Consider the following 22,156-nt stretch of genomic DNA (forward strand, 5'->3'; position numbering starts at 1 on the left):
TGGTTAGCCGCAAATCCTGGAAGGGGAAAACCGAAGAAATCTTCATTCTGCGGCATGCCGCAAACAGGGGCGACGAGTATCGGAAGAGAAGAGGCGAATATACGAACTCGCCGGAGCTGCGATACCGGCTATCCCGAATCGCAGTTCAGAAAAAGCAGCTTAGAGTGCTGCCTCAAAGCGTGATGTCGAAGGTGTTGTTCTGCTGCTCAACGACCTCGTACTCCAGCCCCGACGACTCGTGCTGCTGGTACTTCTCCGGCACGGCGACACCTTGCGCTTGGGCGGGAGTCATGCTCGTTTGGTCGGGCGCCACCGAGGTGTCGCTGTAGGTCGAATCGAGAGAAGCATCGACCGCAATTCGGTAGGACCCAGCGGGAAGCATTGCTGTGTACTGGCCATCGGACTGAGCCGTGACGCGCGTCGATCGACCTTCGCTCGGCACGAAGGTGATCATGGCGTTAGGCACGGCCGCGCCACGCACGGTTACCACACCGGTGACGGGATAGGTTGCCTCGCTGGACAAAGAGCATCCAGGCGCGGCAAGCAAGGCAGCGCCGAACAAGCTCACTACCGCGAGAAGTGAGCCAGCTTTGACTGATCGTCCGGCGATAACACGTTGCTGTTTGGCGGTGTTCATTCGGTACTCAGCGGTTCGTTGCCATTGCGAGTTGCCAAATCGTAGAAGAGATCAAGCGAGATGTTCTCTTGCAGCATGTGCACGCTGCCATCGGCGTAGGCAAACTGAGCGCCGCCGGGATGATCGCTGCCGAACTGCAGCGAGTTGAAGTTAATGCCGCGCGATCCTTCGCAGGGGAAGTAGCAATACTTTTCCTCATCGGCGTTGATTTCGACCTGCACCATCTTGCTGCTGATGTTGCAGAGGCGGTTTGAGCCCGTTTGGCGGTAGGATCCCTTGATCCATCCTCTCAAGTTGTAGGTTCGCTCACCGATGGCAATCGTGTTGCTGGTGCCGTCGGTGATTTTCCGAAACTCCACTGGGTCCTCTGGCACCAAAACTCCATCGGTGTAGAAAACTCCACATCCACTACTAGACACACGGTAGTCGCGGTTCCGCCCCCACGCTCCGATCACCCCCGAGTAGTTGGATGTCGCCCAGTATTCGGCCAGCGAACTGGTGATTTGATCGGTTTCCACTTCGTCGCTGGGGCATTCGAAGACGGGAATACGAGTCTGACCAAGCTGGATGTTCGGCACGTCGCGCGCACCTAACTCCACCTCCATGGCTTCGTACAACGACGACTGTTCCATGTAAGGAAAGACAAACGCATGCCACGAAAGGCTTTCGCTTCCATCACTTGGCGACCAGTCGTCGAAGTCGCCCGATCGGGGCAGGTACCCTTTGGCTGTCTCGTAGTTGTGGCACGCCAGGATCAAGTTCTTCAGATTGTTCTGGCACGACATTCTTCGCGCCGACTCGCGTGCCGCCTGCACGGCCGGCAACAGCAGAGCGACCAGAATGCCGATGATCGCAATAACGACCAGCAGTTCGACAAGTGTGAAACCGTTGTGCTTTGCGCGGCCTTCGCTGCGATGCTCACGTTGCTCAGTGTTGACCTGCGTAGGGTTAGCTCGCATGCATCATTCCTTTAGATCTGAAAAGAGGTATCGGATGTCGGCGCTTGGATCAAAATGTCGCGACTCCAGTCGGAATGTTAGCCACTGCTTTGAGAGGCTTCAATGCTTTCACCGGAAACCTTAGAACGCATGTGATAATGCTCATAAACGCCAATGGCTTCGCTAGCTCGTTGGTGAACAAGCACTAGCGCTTACTTGCCGCGAGATGGCGCGATACCGCAGTATTTCATGCCTCTAACGCACTTTATCCTACACTTCGACGCACCACGGCACCATGGAAAAATCGGGTTTCTAACGAGTCCACCGTATCTCATAGTTTGCCCGCCGAAAAACTCATTGCACCGCGCGCGGCGGGCCTCTAGCATCGCAGGTGTACTAGCGGGGTCCCGAAGCCGCGCGACGAACGTGTCGCTCGCGCCTTCCCCTCATCCATTGAACTCGTCATTGGCAGCACACCGCTCGACAATCTGGTCGATTATTGCTGGCTTATGACGAAGCACACCACCGCCTGGGAGATGATCTAATGAAGTGTAGCAACCGCGTGTGTCTTGCTGTGGTTCTGTCCGCGATGTGCTTCGCGTCCGTGGGTAACGCAGCTTTCATCGAAGTGGCCGAGGGAACCGATGATTCCTTGATTGGTGCGACTAGCTCCTTTGGGAGCACACCGAAAGCAAACGCCGTGGATGGCGATCTCTCAACTCCGTACGCCAGCAATACGTCCGGCACGTCGTTCTGGAGAATCAGCCTAGAGGGTGACCACCTTATCGACGAGGTCATCTTCTGGGGCCGAGACCATGGCACTGAGAGCGTGCGAAATCGAACAAACAACATCGTGGTTCAGGTTCGCGATGTCGGCAACACCGTGGTGTGGGAAAGCGACGTACTCCTTCCCTGGGATGGCGTGGATCCCCTCGACAAGATCGATCCGGGCTTTGGACCACACGTTGTTGATGTTCCGGACGGAATCGTCGGCGAGAACATCGTCATTCGTAAGATCCAGGCCGATGGCGACGGCATGGGTCTAGGCGAAGTGCAAGTGTGGGCCATGGCCGTGCCCGAACCGAGTTCCGTCGTCCTGATCGGCCTTGGTGCGTCGGTCGCAGTGATTCTTTCTCGCCGTTGGCGTTAGCCGAGCGGGCAGCCAAATCGCCCAAGTGCGGTTTGTGCTCAGCTAAGCAGCCACCCTCCGCCGCCTACTGGCCAACCAAGGTAGCATGCTGCCTCGGAAGGCGAGTTGGCGTCGGTGGGGTGGAACCTGCAGTTCCCCGCAACATATCAATCGAACATAAAAAATCGTGGCCCCAAAGCACCCCATCAGTTGTACTGGACTGTACTGCCCCCACCCCGCTGCGACCATCGCTTGAAGGAATGTCCCCCCCGGAACGCCGTTTGATAAACAGGAAACCCACATGAGCTGCCTTTCGAGAGTCTTCGTGGTTTGTTTACTCACCGCTTTTGGCGGTGTTTGCCAAGCCCAACTGGTGAATTTGGCGCTGAACAAACCCGTCACCGCTTCCACGCAACTCAACAGCAACTTTATCCCCGAGCGCGCGGTCGACGGAGATACAAGCTCCAGCACCTTCTACCACTCGGCAACAAACGATTTCGCACCCTTTTGGGAAGTCGACCTAGGGGCCGAGTATCCTATTGAAGACATTCTGCTGTACAACCGGGCAGACGGATCGGGCAACTTTGGGAACCGGCTGAACAACGTGTTCGTCCAGGTGAAGGACTCCTCGGACACCGAAGTCTGGTTGAGCACAATCTTCAATCCGTGGGACGGCGAGGGATTGGCGGCGGACATCAATAATCCCGGAGCCGGCCCGCACTCGTTCGATCCATCTGGCGCTGTTGGTCAATTCGTTCGCGTCTTTAAAGACCCCGCACACGATGGCAGTGAATGGCTTCCTTTGGCGGAGGTCGAAGTGATGGTCAGCGCGGCGAGTTTGACCTCTTTGGTGGTCGATCGCAACACGGGCTCGCTCACACTGTCGCACTCGGCCGGTGCTCCCAGCAATTTGCAGTTTCTGGGTTACTCTATCACTTCCGATCTCGGCGCGCTCGACAACAGCGGTTGGAAGTCGATCGCTGATAACTACGATGCCGACAGTGGCGACATGTCGGCCGATGGCGACGACACCTGGTTCGAGCTGGCTGGAAATCTGAACGAACTGGCGGAGTTTCAGTTTGAGGGAACCGCTAACGACGGAGTCACCCTCACGCCCGGCAATTCGATCGTACTGAGCGAAGGCACCACCGGCGCTGGAGCCGGCTGGTTATCTACCAACAACGAAGTCGACCTCCAAATGGAACTCATCCTGCCAGGCGGCGAGCGGTTCGACGTGCCGGTCGTCTACTCGGGCAACGGTGGCTCACCTCTATCACGCAGCGACTTCGACGCCAGCGGTGTGATCGACTCGCTCGATTACCTGACCCTGCGGTCAAGTTTTCCGACCGACCTGGCCAGCGGTGATAGCGCGGCGCTGCGTCATCGCATGGGCGACACCGACTTCGACGGCGATGTGGACATCAACGACGTGATGAACTTCCGAAGCGATTACGAGTCGGCTTTTGGGGCGGGTTCCTTCTCGGCCCTCGTCGCCTCGACTCAAGTTCCTGAACCAAACAGCGCGTGGTTTGCAGTAGGGATGATTGGCCTGGTAGGCCTTTATCGCATTCGCCGCGCCGTGCCGATGGCCGCCCTGCTGGTCGTCGCATCGATCGCCAGCAACGCAAACGCCGACACTCTTGGTTGGTGGCGAATGGGCGACGACGATAGCTTTCCGTTCCTCGACGACTTCGTCTTTCAAACAGACATCAACACCGGAACGTTTGGCAACCTGACACTACCAGTCACGTCGGTAGAACCGCAGTACTCCAACCTCGTACCCGGGGCTACCATCGTCGACGGCATGACCGGATCGAAGAGCCTCAATGATTGGTCGATCTACTCGCTGCAAAATGGGGAAACTCCCCAAAGCTTAAGCACCTCCGACCAGACGATCCCAGGCGCGTTCACTTACGAGACCTTTGTGCGTTTCGCAGACACTTCTGTCTCCAACGGCGACGATTTTGGACGCCATTGGAGCGGCGATAACGGCTTTCTCATGCAACTGGCGCCAAACACTTCGGGCAGTGCCTTGTTCGAGACGTTCAATGTCACGGTCCGTGCCGACAATGCCGGAGCGGCCGCCAACGTGAACCTCAACTCCACCACCAAGGCCGTGGACGGAGAGTGGTACCATGTCGCACTCGTGTTCGAAGGCAACTCGACCGACGGATCCGACGACGTCCACTTGTTCGTCAACGGCAAGCTCGAAGCATCGGGCAACGTGGATGACGCGGCTACGTTTGGCGGAGATACAGCCCCCGTGCTGGTTGGCGAAGTGGTCTCCGACAGTAGTCTGCACGTCGACGAGGTCCGCTACATGGACCAGGCTTTGGCGCTCGACGGAAGCGACTTTCTCCGCGTGGGAACGTTGCGAGCCTCCATCGATCCGAATACCGGATCGGTGCAGTTGATCAACGACTCCCTGCAATCGGTGGATCTCGCCAGTTACCAGATTGATAGTCCCGCGGGGCGCTTGCTCACAGACGATGTGAATTGGGAAAGCCTCAGCGACAGCAACATCGACTCCATCGGCGCCGGCGATGGCGAGAGTTGGGATGAAGGCGAAGCTTCGGACGCCAACTCCATCGGCGAAGTCTTCTGGCTTGGTAGCTCCATGATCGCTCCAGGGGGAATGATCGACTTGGGCACGCCCTACAGTACCGGCTCCATCGACCAGGACCTGGCGTTTCGCTACTACGATCTGGCCCTCGGGAAGACCGTTTCGGCCTATGTCGAATTCGCAGAACTTCTCGGCCTGCCTGGCGACTTCAACGGCGATGGCAGTGTAAATCTGGCCGACTACACCGTGTGGCGCAACAACCTGGGCGGCCCCGAATCCGCCCTCAATGGTAATGGCGACAACTCAGGCGGAAGCGCCGGAGTGGTCGACGCAGCCGACTACGCACTGTGGAAAAGCACCTTCGGCAATTCCTCAGGCAGCCTGGCGGGCGTCGCCACGGCGGCCGTTCCTGAACCAGCCACCTGGTGGATGGCGGTGTTGGGAGTCGCGGCTTGCCTCGGCTGGCGCGGGCGGAGTTTTTCGCTGCGGTTCGCTGCGACGAAAGCCGGTGCATTGACCATCGTCGCGATTATGGTTGCTTCGCCGGCTTTGGCGGTGGTCACTACCGAACGTTTCTACTCGATGGGCGACCACCCGAACGAAGACGGCGCGGATCAAGGTCTGGTTGGCAGTGCCTTCGGCGTTGGAATCGATGTATTGGATAGTTCTGGATCCAATATTGACCTGACTCAGTCGGGCGGAGTCGTGTACCACCAGATTACCGCCTCCGACGTAACTGAAGGCCATCCCGGACCTGTCGGCACGTTCGCCGTGGCATTCAACGGCACCAGCGACTTTCTCTTTAGCGACACGATCCTCGACAGCATGGGAAGTGGCAGCAGCCAGGGCATGCAAATGTGGGTGCGGCCAGAAACGGCGAACCTGGGCAGCACGCGTCAAGCAATCGGATACGACAGCAACAACGCCGGCGGGCCCACGGTTACGGCCGAGGGCAACTGGGGGCAAATCAACTCCGGCATTGGCAACAGCATCCCCGCGACCGAAACGGTCGTGGCCAACCAGTGGTATCACGTGGCTCAACACATCTACTTGCATTCCGACTCGTCGGCCCCCGACCTTGTAGAGGGGGCCGCCCGAACGTTCACGAGCGTCATTTTCGTGAACGGGCTTGCAGTTTCAGCGAACAACGACAACAGCGGCACCCCGGCGGGGGACTTTATGCTGGGGGCCTCCGGCGACGATTCCGCAGCCGCCGACTTCTTTAGTGGTGTCATCGATGAGGTCGAAATCTACTCGAGCGCCGCCGACGCGTTCGATCTGTACACCGACAACGACTACGTCGCGCAAGCGATCAGCGAGTTGCCGGGCGGCACGCTGCAAGCGGGCGACGCTAACCTCGATGGACTCGTGAACACCGACGATATCGACGTGCTGGTCCAGAACTGGCGGATGGAGAAACAAATCGAAGGAGCGCACAACACCATGTACGTGGGCGACTGGCAAACGCGCGGATGGGGCGACTTGAACCTCGACGGACGCGTCGACCTGCTCGACGCGTATGAGTTGCACATCGCTCTGCAGGCCAATGGATCGGTGGGGTTGAACCTCGCTTACTTCGCCAACCTGCAGGCGGTACCTGAGCCCAGTACCATGTGGCTGGGCGGCGGACTGCTGGCATGCCTGGCAGTGGTTCGTAGCGTGCGTCGTCAGAGGTAGCACGTGGACAGAACAGGACAGTTTGGGCTACCACACGACCAACGAGACGGATTCAACTGCTTTATGATTACTTCGATTTATACGCGGTCACTCACGCTTGCGTTGGCTACCGCCCTCGGCATTGCACCGGCCTGCATCGCTTCCGACAACCAATCGGCTTCCACTAAGGCTGCTACCGAACTGCAGATCGCGCTTCAGTCGCCAAATATGGTCGACGATGCTTCCCGCGCACTGCTGGAAGACTACTTCGATTCGATTCTGGCCTGGGGACAGATCGTTCAGACGAAGGTCATTCCCGTCCCCGGCCAGCCGGATAGTCTGTTTATCGGCCGACCGCGTAACGGCGAGAACGACGTCCGGGCCACGGCCTATTCGGCCATGGTGCTGGCGTTCCTGGCCGAGGCCAATCCACCGACGCCGCGGCTATCGCCCGAGCAGCGCGACACCATGCGCGAGCAGGCTACCGGTTTGCTGCGGTACTTGGTGCTGAGTCACCAGGCGAACGAAGGCACTTGCGCCGATGGCACCCAGTGGGGCAAGCAGTGGCAATCGGCCTTGTGGACACGCGCGGTGGGCTTTACCGCCTGGCAGCTTTGGCCGCACTTGAGCGACGAGTTGCGCGAAGCCTCGGAGAACGTGATCGAGTTCGAGGCCGACCGCTTCATCACCCAGGCGCCCAAGAGCAGCTTGCGGAACGACACCGGGGCGGAAGAAAACGCCTGGAACGGCTCGATCTGCGCCTTGGCGTGCTGCATGTTCCCCGAGCATCCGCAAGCCGACAAGTGGGACACGGCCGCCAAAAAGTACATGTACAACACCTTCTCGGTGGAAGCGGACGCCAAGGATCAAACCGTGGGCGACGACGGGAAACCTGTCGCCGAGTGGGTCACGACAGTCAACGCCCACCCCGACTTCACGGTCGAAAACCATCGCCTGGTGCACATTGGTTACCTCAAGAACTCGGCTTGCATGCTGCAAGAGAACGCGAGTCACTGGTTGCTAACCGGCGAGCCGGTTCCCGCCGCGTGCAATCACCACGTGGGCGAAGTGTTTCAGGTTCTGGCGAGTTGCATGAGCTGGCGCGGCTCGGCGATCTACTTTGCGGGCAACGACTGGCGGTTGTACGAAACGCAGTGCAGCGACGTGATCCTCTACAACATGCTCGCCCGCACTGTGGGCAATCGCGAAGCGGCGTACCTGGAGCGCGTGGCCCTCGACAGCATTGCTGAACGTCAACAAGTCGAAGATGGCTTCTACAACGGCCGCCGCGACCTGGAGTATGGTGGCCTTTGCGCCACCAGGCTCATCGGCTGCTATCTGACACACGCCACGGCCACCTCAGGGCTGGAAGTGGCCAGTGAGGACGAGTTCGAACAGTTTGCCTCTGGCGTTCGACATCTCACGGCGGCCAAGTCCGTCGTCCACAGGACTCCCAGCAAGTTCGCTTCCTTCAGTTGGGCACAGCAGCGCATGGCGTTGACCCTGCCCAAGAAGGATACGGTCGTTTGGCCCCATTACCATTCCAACCTGGGTGTGATCGACAACAGGGGAGCTTCCCAGCGGCACTCGAAGCTGCGGCACCTGGAGCTTGATCAGCAGGAGAACAGCTTCCGTGTGACCGGATCGTTAGATCGAGCGGACGACAAGGTGGTGCAAGACTTCTACTTCGCCTCGCCCGCGGCCGACTACACCGTGTACGTCGAGCGAATTCGCATCGCCGAGGGACATACCGTGAACCGCAGGTGGACTGGCTTGATCGGCGTGCAGCCTTCCCTCGGAGACGAAGCTGTCTCCATCCAGACGGCCGATGGTGAGTTCAAGCTGCTGAGCAAAGGTGGCGAGAAACAGAGTCATCGATTCGTGTCCGACTGGCTCAACGTCGGCGGGTCGATTGGTTATGTCGTCAAGCGTTCAACCACAACGCCCAACGAGATCCTGGTGCAAGACAAGATCGAATTCGACGCGCGACGCCCCCACCTACAGGAATGGGTGAGCCTGGTTGCCAACGACGAGCCGCTCGCCGGGCCGACGGAAGATTGGGCGTGCGTGGTGGCGCTGCCGAACAGCGACGCGGCACAAACGCGCAAGGCCAGAAACCAGGTGCGGTTCGAAGTCCACGGCGACACCGCGACCGTAACCGTCTTTGGCGATACCTACGCGGTGGACTTTGGCGATGGGTCGACGGAATAGGAGGATGTTGCCGTGAAGCAAGTCGTGATGACCGCGCCAGGGGAAATCGAGCTGCGCGAAGTGGACGCCCCCACTCCCGGGCCGAGCGAGGTGCTGCTGCGCATCGAACGTATCGGCGTCTGCGGGTCGGACGTCCACGTGTACCACGGCCGGCACCCCTACACCGGCTACCCCGTGGTCCAAGGCCACGAGTACGCAGCCACCGTCGAAGCGGTGGGCGACGAGGTGAGCGGCATCGCGCCTGGCTCGAAGGCCACCGCCATGCCGCAGCTTTGTTGCGGCCAGTGTGGCCCCTGTCGCCGCGGCGACTACCACATCTGCGACCAACTGCGCGTGCAAGGATTCCAGGCGCCCGGCTGTGCCCAGCAGTGGTTTGTGGTGCCCGCCCATAACGTGGTGAAGCTGCCCGATCACTTTACGTTCGAGCAGGGAGCCCTCGTGGAGCCGGTGGCCGTGGCGCACCATGCGGTGAACAAAGCGGCCGTTGGCGAAGGCAGCCGCGTGGTGGTGGCCGGCGCCGGGCCCATTGGAAACCTGACTGCACAAGTCGCTCAGGCGCAAGGGGCTCGCGTGCTGATCGTCGACCTCAGCGACCACCGTTTGGAAATCGCCCAAGCGTGTGGATTGGAGCATACCGCGAATCCCAAGAACGCCGACCTCCCGGCGGCCATTGCCGGTGCCTTTGGCAGCGACGGGTTCGACGTGGGGTTTGAGTGCGTCGGCGTGGAGCCGACTCTGTCGGCCCTGGTGGAGAACGCCTCGAAGGGCGGCACCATCGTCGTGGTTGGCGTGTTCGCCGAGAAGCCGCGCGTCGACGTGGGACTGGTGCAAGACCGGGAGCTCCGTTTACTCGGCTCGCTGATGTACAAGCGAGAAGACTACGAACAAGCCATCGACCTGATCGAGCGAAGTCAGATTTCGACCAAACCGCTCGAAACAACACACTTTACTTTAGACCAGTTTGCGGACGCCTATCGCTACATCGAGGAGCATGGAGAACGCAGCATGAAAGTATTCATTGATGTCAACTAAGCCTCATGTTGCGGGACCGGGAGGCAAGCCGCTTGATTCCGTCCGACCAACCACTGCGACCCAGACCATATGGCTGGAAGCGGAGCGATTCGAAGAGTTGGGCGGATGGAAGAACGACCCGCAGTTCCTCGAATCGGTAGGTTCTCCATACTTGCTCGCCGCCGGCGTGGGCCGGCCGGTTGCCGATGCGGTGACAAAGTTCTCCGTCAGCCGCGCCGGCGCGTATCGTTTGTGGGTTCGCTGCAAGGACTGGTTTCCGTCGCACAGCCCGGGACGATTTCAGGTGCTGGTCGATGGAGTCAGTGCTCCGGTGCTGTTTGGCGAAGCGGACAACGATCGCTGGCAGTGGATCGATGGCAGTACCTTCCAACTTTCCGCAGGCGATCACGAAATCCGATTGCATGACCTCACCGGATGGTGGGGCCGTTGCGATGCGATCGTGCTGACGTCCGACGACAAGTTTGCCCCCTCCGACGACGGCTTGCTCCTGGAGGAACAACGCGCGCAGTTCGGCGGTCACGCCAGCGTGCCGCAAGAGGTGGGCTACTACGACGTCGTGGTGGTCGGGGGTGGCATCGCCGGCTCGCTGGCCGCCATTGCCGCAGCCCGCGAAGGGGCCGAAGTGGCGCTCGTTCAAGATCGGCCGGTGCTGGGAGGAAATGGCTCCACCGAAATCCAAGTGCCGGTGATGGGCGACCTGACCTACGAACCGTGGGACCCCCGCGAAACCGGACTGTTGGAAGAGGTCGTTCCCAGCGGCGCCGGGCATGGTCCTTGGTCGAGCAGGCTCGAAGAGTTGATCCGAGCCGAGTCGCGTATCCGACTGTGGCTCAACACCCGGCTGACGCAAGTCGAAATGGAAAGCGCCGGCCAGATTGCCGCTATCGAAGCGATCGACACTGTGTCTGGCGAGCGGATGCGTCTGCGGGGCGGCGTGTTTGTCGACTGCACCGGCGACGCGTGGCTCGGCTACCAGGCTGGCGCGGACTTCCGCCATGGCCATGAATCGCGAAGTGAGTACAACGAGCCCGCAGCGCCGGAACAACCCGACGGGCGAACGCAGGGCAGTTCGCTCAACGCCGGGCGTTTTACGGCGCACGACAAACCGATCAGCTTCGTCTGCCCCGGTTGGGCCTACCGCTGGGAGTCGCCCGAAGACTTCGACCAACGATCGCAGGGCGCTGTTTGGAACAACGGCTTTCGAGTGGCCGAGTTCAACGACGTTTCGACCGGCAAGGGCCGCCACCCGCAAAACTTCAGCGCTCCGGTCCGGGAGTGGTACGTCGAGTTTGGCGGCAACCACGACACGATTGCCGATGCGGAATGGATCCGCGACGAGCTGTTCCGTATCAACGTGGGTGTCTGGGACTACATCAAGAACCACCATCCGGAATACCGCGACCTGAACAAGAACCGCGAACTGGTGTGGTTGAACTACGTTGTTGGCAAGCGCGAGTCGCGCCGACTGATGGGCGACTACGTCGTAACGCAGAACGACTTCATCAACAAGTCGACCTTCCCCGATACGGTCGCCTACGCGGGATGGGTGATGGACGTGCATCACCCAGGCGGGTTCTTCAGCCCTGGACCGCAGGCACACCTGGAGCACCTGGGGCGGGCTCCCATTCCGTTCCGGTCGCTCTACTCCCGCAACGTCCACAACCTGATGATGGCGGGCAGGAACATCTCGGTCTCGCACCTGGGCCTGGCAAAGACGCGGGTGATGCGCACCTGCGGCCTGTTGGGTTGGGCAGCCGGTGTCGGTGCGGCCATGGCGTCGCTGCAAAACATCACGCCTGCGGAAGTTGGCCGCGAGCAGATCCAAGCCCTGCAACAACGCTTGCTCCGCGACGGTGGCTACCTGCCGGGCGTTGCGAACGAGGACCCTACCGACCTGGCCCGCAACGCGTCGGTTACCGCTTCGAGCACCGCCATCGTCACCGACCCAGAGTATCTGGTAACGCTGCCGCACTACTACTGGAAGTCGAAGCACCCGCTGAGCACCGGTCTGGCGACGCAGTTCCGCGCTCCGGAGGATCGTATCGAAAGCGTCTCGCTGTACTTGCGTTCCGAGCGAGACACTCCCGTCACGATGCCGCTGCGACTCTACTCGGCTCGTTGGGAAGGCGACTTGCAGTGCACCGATCAGGTGGCCGAGACCAGCGCAGAGCTTCCCGCCGGGTTCGAAGGATGGTTGGAGTTTCCCCTCAAGACCACCGTGCAATCTGGTTCTTGGTACGTGATGACGCTTCCCAAGACAGACGACGCGTTCTGGGATCTCTACACCTACCACCCGCCCGACACCTGGCGCGGCTACGAAACCCCGCCCGCTTGGAGTTGCGAATGGGGTTGCCACAAGTTCAGTTTGAACCCCGGCGGCGAACCGGCGGCGTCCAAGTTCGTTCAGCAGCATGGAATGCACATTCCTTTCGCCGCTGAGAACGTCCTCAACGGAATCAGCCGCGCAACCGACGGCGCCCCCAACTCCTGGGCGCCCGACCCCACGGCAAGCCTGCCCCAGTGGCTGGAGTTTGACTTCGGCCAAGAAGTCTCGTTCAATACGGTTTGCTTGTACTTCCAGATGCGGATGCTCGCGCCCAGTGAATACTCGCTGCAGGTCGACACTCCGAGCGGCTGGCAAACGGTTGTTCGCCGCGAAGGCAACGAGCATCGCCGGACGACAGAGCGATTCGAGCGAACGACCACTTCACGCCTGCGAGTCGTGCTGGAGAAACGGAGCCGCTTCTCGGAAGTGCCACTCACCCCGATTTGCGAAGTCCGCGTGTACGACGAAAAGGCTTCGCCCGAACAGGACCTGTCATGAACGATGCCGCGTCCGCCGTGGTGTGGAAGCAGGCGGTTCAGTTCGACGAGCCCGGAGGCTGGGTAGAAGACTGCCAGTTCATCGAGCAAATGGGCTACGCCTACCTGCTCGCGACCGGGCTGGGAACGCCGGTTGAGGATGCCACGACCACCGTCGAACTGTCCACGCCCGGCACGTACCGCCTGTGGGTGCGGTGTAAGGATTGGTATCCCTCGCACAGCCCGGGACAGTTTCGAGTAACCGTCGACGGTGTCCAGTCTCCAGTCGTGTTCGGGCGGGCCGATACCGATCAATGGCAATGGGTCGACGGCGGCGCATTCGAGTGCAATCAACCTACCGCGACGGTCCGATTGGTTGACCAGACCGGCTGGTGGTCGCGGTGCGACGCGGTCATTCTGTCGCTCGATCCCGACTTTCGTCCCAGCGACGAACTGCAAGAACTCCAACTGCAACGTCAACGTTATGGGGCGATCTCGACGAAAGTGGAAGCACTGGCTCGCTACGACACGGTGGTGTTCGGCGGTGGGCTCGCAGGAGTCTCGGCCGCCGTGGCCGCCGCGCGGCACGGCGCGAAAGTGGCACTGCTGCAGGATCGACCCGTGTTGGGCGGCAACACGTCGGAAGAAATCTGCGTTCCCGCCTTGGGCGACGAAACTCGCGAACCATTCGACCCGCGCGAAACCGGCATCATCGAAGAGTGCGACCCCGCGCTCACCGGCAAGTCGGGTTGGTCGACCAATCTCAAGTCGCTGGTGGACCGGCAGGAGAATCTCGACGTATACCTCGACACGAGGGCCACACGGGTCGATACGAAGGAGTCGTGCATTGAATCGGTCGAAGCGATGCACGTCCGCTCGGGACAGCGGTGGCGTTTCACCGCGCACACCTACATCGACTGCACTGGCGACGCCACGATCGGCCACGCCGCCGGCGCCAACTTCCGCCATGGCAAGGAGTCGCGCGACGAGCATCAGGAGAGCCTCGCTCCCGCGGAGCCGAGCAAGCGGACGATGGGCAACACGCTGCACGGCGGCCAAATCGTCACCGAGCCGCAGCCCACCGAGTTCACCACGCCCGCCTGGGCCTACCAATGGCGTTCGCCCGACGACTTCGAACAACGCTCGACCGCCGGCGTGTGGAGCACCGGCAAGCTGCCGGTCCACTTCGAAGACGAACAGCGCGGCGGCGGCCGGCGGCCCGACTCGGCGATGGGACCCGTCGGTTGCTGGTACGCCGAATTGGGCGGCATGTACGATACGATCGCCGATGCTGAGTTCATCCGCGACGAGTTGTTCCGCTTGGCCATTGGCTTGTGGGGGTACGTCAAGAATCACGATCCCGAGTTCCAGCAGACCAATGCCAAACGCCGCCTGGCGAAGCTGAACCACATTGCCGGCAAGCGCGAGTCGCGACGGCTCTTGGGCGACTACATCCTCACGCAGCACGACTACAGCGAGCACGTGGTGCATGAGGACACCGTTGCCTATGGCGGGTGGACCATCGACGACCATCACCCGCATGGCTACTTCGCCCCCGGCCCGTTGGCCTACCACGCTTACTTGCACAAAGTGAGCATCCCTTATCGTTGCCTCTACTCGCGCAACGTGTCGAACTTGATGATGGCGGGGCGCAACGTGTCGGCGACGCACGTGGGCTTCTCCGGCATCCGCGTGATGCGCACCTGCGCGACGATGGGCCAGGCCGCCGGAACAGCCGCAGCGATCGCGCGTCGCGGGCGCACCTGCCCGCGCGGAGTGTACGAAAGCCACCTCGCCGAACTGCAACAGGCGTTGCTGCGAGACGGAGCCTACCTGCTGGGCGCGACGAACCAGGACGAACACGACCTGGCGCGCACGGCCACCATCCGCGCCAGCAGTGTTGCCGAAGCCAACGACATCCCAGACGCCTGGCTCGCGAACCCCGTTTCGAAATGGGGCACGGTACATCGACTCGACACACGCCGCGCAGTGATGTTCCGCGCGGGCGAAAACCGAGTCGACTCGGTTGATTTGTGGCTGCGGAACAATTCGTCCGAGCCACGCCCCATCGACCTTGCGCTCTACCACGCGAACACCTTTGGCGACTTCGCCGACGCGGAACGGGTCGCCGAGTGCCAGGGCGTCGTGCCGGCCAGCCACCGCGGCTGGGTATCGGTTCCACTCTCCGCCGAGTTGCAACCGGGTGAGTACTACTACCTCACCCTGCCGGCCACCGCCAAGCTGGACTGGGAACTCTATCCCTATCACGCGCCAGAGACCCTGCGCGGTTACGATGGACCCAAGTGGGGAGCACTGTGGGGCTGCTACAGGTTTCGGCTGCACCCTGGTGGCGAACCGGCCGCGTCCGGCTTCGCCGCATCGGGCAAGCCCTACTCGTTCGCTCCCGAAAACGTGATCGATGGCTACAATCGAGCGGTATCCGGCGAGCCCCACTCCTGGGCGCCCGACCCGAAAGCCCCGCTGCCGCAATGGCTGGAACTGACGTTCCCCGCCGAAACCACCTTCAACACGGTCCACGTGACTTATCAACTCGCGTCCCTTGCGCCGCGCAGCTTCCGTATCGAAGCGATGATTGAGAACCGCTGGACCGAGCTGACGGCTGTCGAGCAAAACGATCAGCGACGACAAATCCTCCATTTCAATCCTTGCACCAGTGACCGGCTTCGGCTGACGATCGAACAAGGTCCATTGCGACCTCCGAGTCCTCTCGTTCCGGTTTGCGAAGTGCGAGTCTACAACGAACCTGTATAGTGCTTTGGTCCGTGCACGCGACCAACTAAGTCTATGATCCTCCTCGACTACTGCATCCTGATTGGCTTCATGGTTTGGCTGCTGGTGATCGGCGCCATCTTCAGCCGGCAAGTGAAGTCGTCGGCCGACATGTACTCGGCGGGAAGCGAGTCGCCGTGGTGGATCGCCGGCCTGTCGGGGTTTATGACCATCTTCTCTGCTGGCACGTTCGTCATGTGGGGTGGCATCGCGTTCAATTCCGGGTTGGTGGCGACCTCGCTGCTGATGGTCACCGGCCTGAGCGCCGTGGCGGTGGGGTTCAACGTGGCCGGAAGGTGGCGGACCATGGGCATCGCCACCCCGACCGAGTACCACCGCATCCGCTTCAACGAGCGGGTCGTCCAAGCGTACACTTGGCTTGGCTTCTTGTTCCGCGGCATCGGCTTGGCGGTCGGTTTCTACGCGCTGGCCAAGATGCTCTCGGCGTTGGTTCCCTTGCCAGAAGGAGCACCGTTTCGCGATCCGGCGACCGGCAACCTGTCGGAGGTTTGGAGCACGCTGATCTGGGGCGCCGTGGTCATCGCTTACACCATGGCCGGCGGCCTGTGGGCGGTGATGATGACCGACGTGATTCAATGCATCGTCCTTTGTTTGCTGGTGTTGATCACGGTGCCGCTCGCGCTGTCCAAGATCGGCGGCTTCGATGTGCTGTGGGAGCAAGCTCCGGAGAACTTCTTCTCCCCGGTCTCTTCCGAGTTCCCTTACGAGTACTTACTGTTGTGGTTCCTGCTTGGCTTCTTTCGTTACGCAGCCGATTGGGCGTTCGTCCAACGCTACACGTGTGTGCCGACGCCGCAGGACGCTCGCAAAACGGCTTACTTAATGGGCGGGCTGTATGTGATCAGCCCGTTCCTGTGGATGCTGCCAGCGATGGCCTATCGCTTGGTCGACCCCGAAGCCGACAAGGAGCAAGCTTACGTGTACATGTGCCAGGCGGTGCTTCCCGCGGGCATGCTCGGCATCATGATGGCCGCCATGTTCTCGGCCACGGCCAGCATGGTGAGTTCCATCCTCAATGTGTTTGCAGCGGTGTTTACTTGCGACGTCTATCGGCCGTGGGTGAACCCTCAAGCCAGCGAGTCGCAACTCGTCTGGGTGGGGCGATTGGCCACGCTGTTGTACGGTGCGTTGATCGTGGGCCTGGCTCTGTTGGTGCCACACTTGGGCGGAGCCAAAGCGGTGGTCATTCCTCTGGTCACGGTGATGATGGGCCCCATGTACCTGCCGGTGATCTGGGGTTTGTATTCCAAGTACATCAGTGCAAAAGCGGTATGGGCGACGCTCGGGACGTGTGCTGTGGTCTCCGGTACGATCAAACTGACTCTGATGCAGGACTCGCTGCCTTCGGTGCTGTCGGGCACTCCGGTGGCTACCGCACTGGAATGGATGGCGGACAACGTTCGCATGACCGATGCCCTGCTGGGGCTCGCCCTTCCGGTAGGTGTCTTATTGGTGATGGAACTCGTCGGTCGACGGCGCGGCGTCGATGCCGGTTATCAGCGGATGCAGCAAGCACTCGACTCGCACCAGCAGCGGCCGATTACGAAAGCCAAGTCGAAGCTGCCACTATTGATCATCGCCGCCACGCTCACCATGCTGGGCGTGGTGATGGGCATCATCGCCAGTTGGACTAGCGAAGATCGCACCACCGTGGTGGTGTTCGCCGCGTTGCTGCTCGCGGTAGCCGCCGGCGTGGGGTGGTACGCCCGAAAGCCGCCTAAACAGACCGACCAGCAGCTACCAACCTAACGCCGCCAACCACGCCTGCGCGATCACCATATGCCCGCGCCGGTTCGGGTGCACCGGTTCGGGGCCCAGTTCGTAGGGATCGACGTGCTCGAGTTGTTGTTGAAACGCTTGATGCATGTCAATCAGCGTGGCGCCATACTGGTGGGCCAGATTCCGAACGATTTCGATGTACGACGGCAGCAATCCCAGCACGCTCGACCGCCACGAGTCGGATGAGTCGTCGCGCGACATGAAGAACGGTGTCACCAACACCAGCTTGGCCTCCGTCTCCTCCGTCGCCCGCGCGAGCAGGCGGTTGTAGCGCTGTTGGTACTCCTCGGGACTCACCGCGCGCTCCGGGTCGCGTCGCTCCCACCTTATCGCGTCGTTAATTCCAACCTTCACCGAAATCCAGTCGGGCTGGTGAGCGATGACGTCGTCGCTCCAACGGTTCATCAAGTCGATCACCGTGTCGCCGCTCACTCCGCGATTGACGAGTTGCAACTGATGACCGGGGTACTTGGCGCTGATCAAATCGCGAACCAGCGACACGTAACCGTCTCCCAACGGTCGGTTCTCAAACATCCGACCGCAGTCGGTGATCGAGTCACCAACAAACAGCACTTTACTTCCTGGACGAATCTCGAGCGCCATTGATCGGCGACCTCCCACACGTGGTTATTCTTGTTTGATCTGGAAATTAGACGGCTGACTGTAGCCATGCTGCTGCCGGTACTTGGCCGGCGTCCACCCGGTTCGCTGTTTGAACACCGTGCTCAAATACTCCGCATGACGAAAACCCGACCGTTCGGCCACGTCGGCCAAACTCAGGTCCGACTGCAACAGCAGCTCTCTCGCCCGAGAGATCCGCTGCGCGATGATCATCTCGTGGATCGATCGATCGAATACGCTGCGAAAGTGATCCTGCAGAGCGGTTCGCGACACCAGCACGTGCCGCAGCACATCGTCGATGTTGATTCCGTTGCACGCGTTCTCTCGTATGTACCGCATGGCCTTCGCCACGATCGGGTCGGCGATCGCCGTGACGTCAGTGGATTGCCGAGTGACGATGCTCAACGGCGGGATCAGCACCTCCATCTGCCGCGGCTTGTCGCCCTTCATCAAGCACTCCAGCAGCGAAGCCGCTTCGTAGCCCATGCGATGGGCGTTGAGTAGCACGCTGGAAAGCGGCGGATTGGCCAGTTCGCATGCCACCGTGTCGTCTCCCACGCCCAGCACCGCCACTTCTTCCGGCACAGCCACGTCGGCCATCCGACAGGCGGCCAGGAACTGCACCGCGCGGAAGTCGTTGCCAACGAACACCCCAACGGGCTTCTCGAGCGACTCAATCCACTTGGCCACCTGCGTCAGTTCCAACTCCCAGGTGCCCTGCCGCACCGCCCTCAGGCTTTTGGCTCTTCCGCCAAACTGCTCGCACCGATGCCCTTCACTGGTCAGTACGTTCTGAAACTCCTGAAACCGCACGTCCGACCAGAACACGCCGCGATGACCAATGTAAGCAAACCGCGTGAAGCCCCGCTCCATCAGGTGCTCGGCGGCCATCTGGCCGATCGCCCCATGATCGTTAGAGATCATCGGAACACCCAAACCACGAAACTGCTCGTTGAGGTCCACCAGCGGAATGTCGGCCTCAATCACGCTCCGCACCACATCGGGCGACAGCGCCCGCGAGATCACTCCGTCCCCCTTCCACTTGCGTATCCAGGCGGGCACCGGATCGAGCGCCGAGCGTTCCGTAAAATAGACCGACCACGGCGCATTCTCGCGAATGTACTGAGCGATGCCACTCATCACGCCACGACCGAACGAAGTCGAGGTTTCCACGATCAAAGCGACATGTGGCGTCGCGTTTTCGTGGTCTTTGGATTTCTTCGAGGTAGCCGGCATGACCAGACGAATTCTTGGAAGAGGTACCCTGCCAGGTGGCGCCAAGATAGCACGAACCAACATTCGCAGTATAGCAGAACCAGTTGTCAAATTCTGCCTGCTAGGCGCGGCTATGTCGCAATGCGCTGCAACTGCTGCGCGAGTTCGGCTACCGACCGATGATCGACCACTCGCTGTGCGCCGGCGGACAGTCGTGCAAGATCGCAGAGGCGCGCCACGTCGACGGCGGCGATGGATTCGTCGAAGGCACTCTTCGCTGCTCCGGTATGTATCTGCTTGCATCCGGACGTGGCGACGAGATTCGCTACGTTGGCAGCCGTCACTCCGCCGCCGGGTAGGATCTCTATACGACTACTCGCTTGAGTGATCAACTGCCCAAGTGCGTCTGCGCCGTCGATGGCGTTCGCTGCGCCACCGGTGGTGAGCACTCGCTTCACTCCGAGTTCGATGAGTTCGTCGAGCGCAGCGGCCCGGTCGGGTACAAAGTCGAAGGCTCGGTGAAACACCGTATCGTGCTCGGCCGCCAGTTGGACGATCGCTTTCGTCCGCAGTGCGTCGATCTCGCCGCTGGCATTCAGGAAGCCGAACACAACGCCAATTGCCCCGGCCGTGATGGCAAGTTCCGCATCGCGCAACATGCAGCATGTCTCGTCGTCCGAATAGCTGAATCCGCCACTGCGGGGACGTATCATCGCAACCACGGGCAGGCCAATTTCGCCAACCGTTTGTTCTATGAGCGCGTAGGAAGGGGTCAGTCCACCTAGCTCGAGCGCGCTGCAAAGTTCCAGACGGTCGGCGCCAGCAGCGGCTGCCGCTTGCGCGTCGGCTAGCGATCCAACGCACACTTCAAGCAGTATGTTTCCCGGTGGTTGGTGGTTCACGTCGGTGTGCTCCCCACTGGCAGCCGGCGATACGTGGCCACGAGCAGCACGGCGGCCACAAAGCAGACGCTCGTCAAGATCACGCAGTAGAGAGTGTTGCCGAACAGGCCGTAGCCAACCGCGAACAGTGCCGCGTAGACACTAATGGAGCCCAGCACCATGCGTAGGATGCCGAGTGACAAGCTTTCACCTGGAGCGGGGCCGCTGATCGGCCGGCCGGCTGCCTCGGCGTCGCGGTAAACCTTGGCCCAACCCGGACCGGCTGGACGAATCAGTCGGCAGAAGTTCTCTAGCGTTTCGGGCGACTCCGGCGCTAGGCAGGTGGTCAGCATCCAAGCGAGGGTGGTGATCGCAACGCCGGCACAGAGTTGTAGCGAGTCCGACATCGAATCGGGCCAAACTTGGAAGTAGACCGCCACGGCAAACGACACAACCATAGCGACGATTTCTGCAATCGCGTTGATGCGCCACCAATACCATCGCAGGATGAAGATCAGTCCGGTTCCAGCGCCCACCTGCAGAAGAATATTGAATCCTTGCACGGCCGTGTTGAGCCACAGGGCCAGTACGCTCGCCAGCACCAACATGACAGCGGTCGACGCGCGGCCAATACGAACCAGTGTTCGGTCGCTGGCGTCTGGTTCAATGAATCGCAGGTAGAAGTCGTTCACCACATACGAAGAGCCCCAGTTGAGGTGGGTCGAGATGGTCGACATGTAGGCGGCCAGCAATGACGCCACGATCAAGCCTTGCCACCCGGCCGGGGCGAAGGTTAGCATCGCGGGGTACGCCAAGTCGTTGCCGAGCTTGTCCTCAGCAACGTCAGGAAACGCCATGCCCAAGTCGGCGACGGTCGGGTAAACCACCAGCGACGCCAAGGCGACAAGAATCCAAGGCCAGGGTCGCAGCGCGTAGTGCGCCGCGTTGAACAGCATAACCGCTCCCATGGCATGATTCTCGTTTTTGGCTGCGAGCATCCGCTGCGCCAGATAGCCACCGCCTCCTGGCTCTGCCCCAGGATACCACACGCTCCACCACTGCACTGCAAGCGGAATGATGAACACCATCAGCAGCGTTTCCCGGGCGCTGGCGTCCGACCAGTCCCACGCGGGCACGAGGTTTATCTTACTGGCGACGCGATCATGAGTGAGCAGGTTGGCCAGGCCCCCTACGTCGGGATGCGCCAGGGCGAAGTAGGCGGCGGCGATCGCGCCGCCCATCGCCACGACGAACAGCAGGCAGTCGGTCAGTACAACCGCACGAAACCCGCCCGTGGTGCTGAATAGAAGAGTCGCGGCGCCACCCCACAGTAGCACAGCCAATGGTGAGAATCCCAGCATGATCTGACCGATCTTGATGGCAGCCAACGACACGATGGCCATGACAATCACGTTGAACACTACGCCCAGGTAGATAGCGCGAAACGCACGCAGTGCCGCTGCTGGCGCGCCGCTATAGCGGAGCTCGTAGAACTCCAAGTCGGTCGTCACGCCGGATCGGCGCCAGAGTCGTGCGTACAGGAATACTGTGAGCATTCCCGTTAACAGAAAGGCCCACCAGCGCCAGTTGCCTGCAACGCCGTCCTCCCGGACAAACTCGGTAACGAGGCCTGGCGTGTCGGCCGCAAACGTGGTGGCGACGATCGAGATACCCAGCCACACGCCCGACAGGCTTCGGCCCGACAGGAAGAACTGGCTGGCGTCCTTGCCTGCGCGGTGAGCCACTGCCGCACCCACACCAACGGCGACCGCCATCACGGCAATAATTATTGCCCAATCAACAGGTGCAAGTTGCATAGGCCTCAGCGGTCAACGGTGATGCAAGTAGCCAGTAACATTCCAACAGCGGCCGACCAGCGCA

The 22,156-nt window shown here is 60.9% G+C and carries 13 protein-coding genes; 7 read left to right on the forward strand and 6 right to left on the reverse strand.

What is annotated here, in order from left to right; genetic code table 11:
- Positions 1–172: 172 nt before the first annotated feature.
- Both ACQK2L_RS02615 and ACQK2L_RS02620 read right to left on the reverse strand, forming a co-directional pair.
- Positions 173–637, reverse strand: a complete 465-nt coding sequence (locus ACQK2L_RS02615; protein WP_425395376.1) for a carboxypeptidase-like regulatory domain-containing protein — start codon at positions 635–637, stop codon at positions 173–175.
- Entirely contained in the window at positions 634–1,596 is a 963-nt protein-coding gene (locus ACQK2L_RS02620) for a DUF1559 domain-containing protein (protein WP_425395377.1), read from the reverse strand. Before ACQK2L_RS02620 ends, ACQK2L_RS02615 begins: the two co-directional genes overlap by 4 nt.
- A 523-nt stretch (positions 1,597–2,119) precedes the next feature.
- Between ACQK2L_RS02620 and ACQK2L_RS02625 the strand changes: the two genes are divergently transcribed.
- From ACQK2L_RS02625 to ACQK2L_RS02655, 7 genes are all read left to right on the forward strand, one after another.
- Entirely contained in the window at positions 2,120–2,725 is a 606-nt protein-coding gene (locus tag ACQK2L_RS02625) for a PEP-CTERM sorting domain-containing protein (protein ID WP_425395378.1), read from the forward strand.
- A gap of 280 nt (positions 2,726–3,005) precedes the next feature.
- Positions 3,006–6,944, forward strand: a complete 3,939-nt coding sequence (locus ACQK2L_RS02630; protein WP_425395379.1) for a LamG-like jellyroll fold domain-containing protein — start codon at positions 3,006–3,008, stop codon at positions 6,942–6,944.
- Positions 6,945–7,007: 63 nt separating this feature from the next.
- A complete protein-coding gene (locus ACQK2L_RS02635) occupies positions 7,008–9,134 on the forward strand; it encodes a hypothetical protein (protein WP_425395380.1) in 2,127 nt (708 codons plus the stop codon).
- A gap of 12 nt (positions 9,135–9,146) precedes the next feature.
- Positions 9,147–10,166, forward strand: coding sequence for a zinc-dependent alcohol dehydrogenase (locus ACQK2L_RS02640; protein WP_425395381.1), 1,020 nt, complete (start codon positions 9,147–9,149; stop codon positions 10,164–10,166).
- The gene (locus ACQK2L_RS02645) at positions 10,156–12,990 is read left to right on the forward strand and encodes an FAD-dependent oxidoreductase (RefSeq protein ID WP_425395382.1); all 2,835 of its coding nucleotides are present in this window, start codon (positions 10,156–10,158) and stop codon (positions 12,988–12,990) included. Before ACQK2L_RS02640 ends, ACQK2L_RS02645 begins: the two co-directional genes overlap by 11 nt.
- The gene (locus ACQK2L_RS02650; protein ID WP_425395383.1) at positions 12,987–15,740 is read left to right on the forward strand and encodes an FAD-dependent oxidoreductase; all 2,754 of its coding nucleotides are present in this window, start codon (positions 12,987–12,989) and stop codon (positions 15,738–15,740) included. Before ACQK2L_RS02645 ends, ACQK2L_RS02650 begins: the two co-directional genes overlap by 4 nt.
- A 33-nt stretch (positions 15,741–15,773) precedes the next feature.
- A complete protein-coding gene (locus tag ACQK2L_RS02655; RefSeq protein WP_425395384.1) occupies positions 15,774–17,528 on the forward strand; it encodes a sodium:solute symporter family transporter in 1,755 nt (584 codons plus the stop codon).
- Here the strand turns inward: ACQK2L_RS02655 and ACQK2L_RS02660 are convergent.
- From ACQK2L_RS02660 to ACQK2L_RS02675, 4 genes are all read right to left on the reverse strand, one after another.
- Complete coding sequence (locus ACQK2L_RS02660) at positions 17,517–18,161, reverse strand: SGNH/GDSL hydrolase family protein (RefSeq protein ID WP_425395385.1); 645 nt, start codon at positions 18,159–18,161, stop codon at positions 17,517–17,519. The genes ACQK2L_RS02655 and ACQK2L_RS02660 overlap by 12 nt on opposite strands.
- Positions 18,162–18,185: 24 nt before the next feature.
- Positions 18,186–19,415 (reverse strand): XylR family transcriptional regulator, encoded by a 1,230-nt coding sequence (locus tag ACQK2L_RS02665; RefSeq protein ID WP_425395386.1) that lies wholly within the window; start codon positions 19,413–19,415, stop codon positions 18,186–18,188.
- 110 nt (positions 19,416–19,525) lie between these two features.
- Positions 19,526–20,296, reverse strand: coding sequence for a copper homeostasis protein CutC (locus ACQK2L_RS02670; RefSeq protein ID WP_425395387.1), 771 nt, complete (start codon positions 20,294–20,296; stop codon positions 19,526–19,528).
- On the reverse strand, positions 20,293–22,092 hold the full coding sequence (locus ACQK2L_RS02675) for a sodium:solute symporter family protein (RefSeq protein ID WP_425395388.1): 1,800 nt from the start codon (positions 22,090–22,092) through the stop codon (positions 20,293–20,295). Before ACQK2L_RS02675 ends, ACQK2L_RS02670 begins: the two co-directional genes overlap by 4 nt.
- Between the last annotated feature and the right edge of the window lie 64 nt (positions 22,093–22,156).

Origin of the sequence: Aeoliella sp. (assembly GCF_965227375.1) — a bacterium.
Lineage (GTDB): Bacteria > Planctomycetota > Planctomycetia > Pirellulales > Lacipirellulaceae > Aeoliella.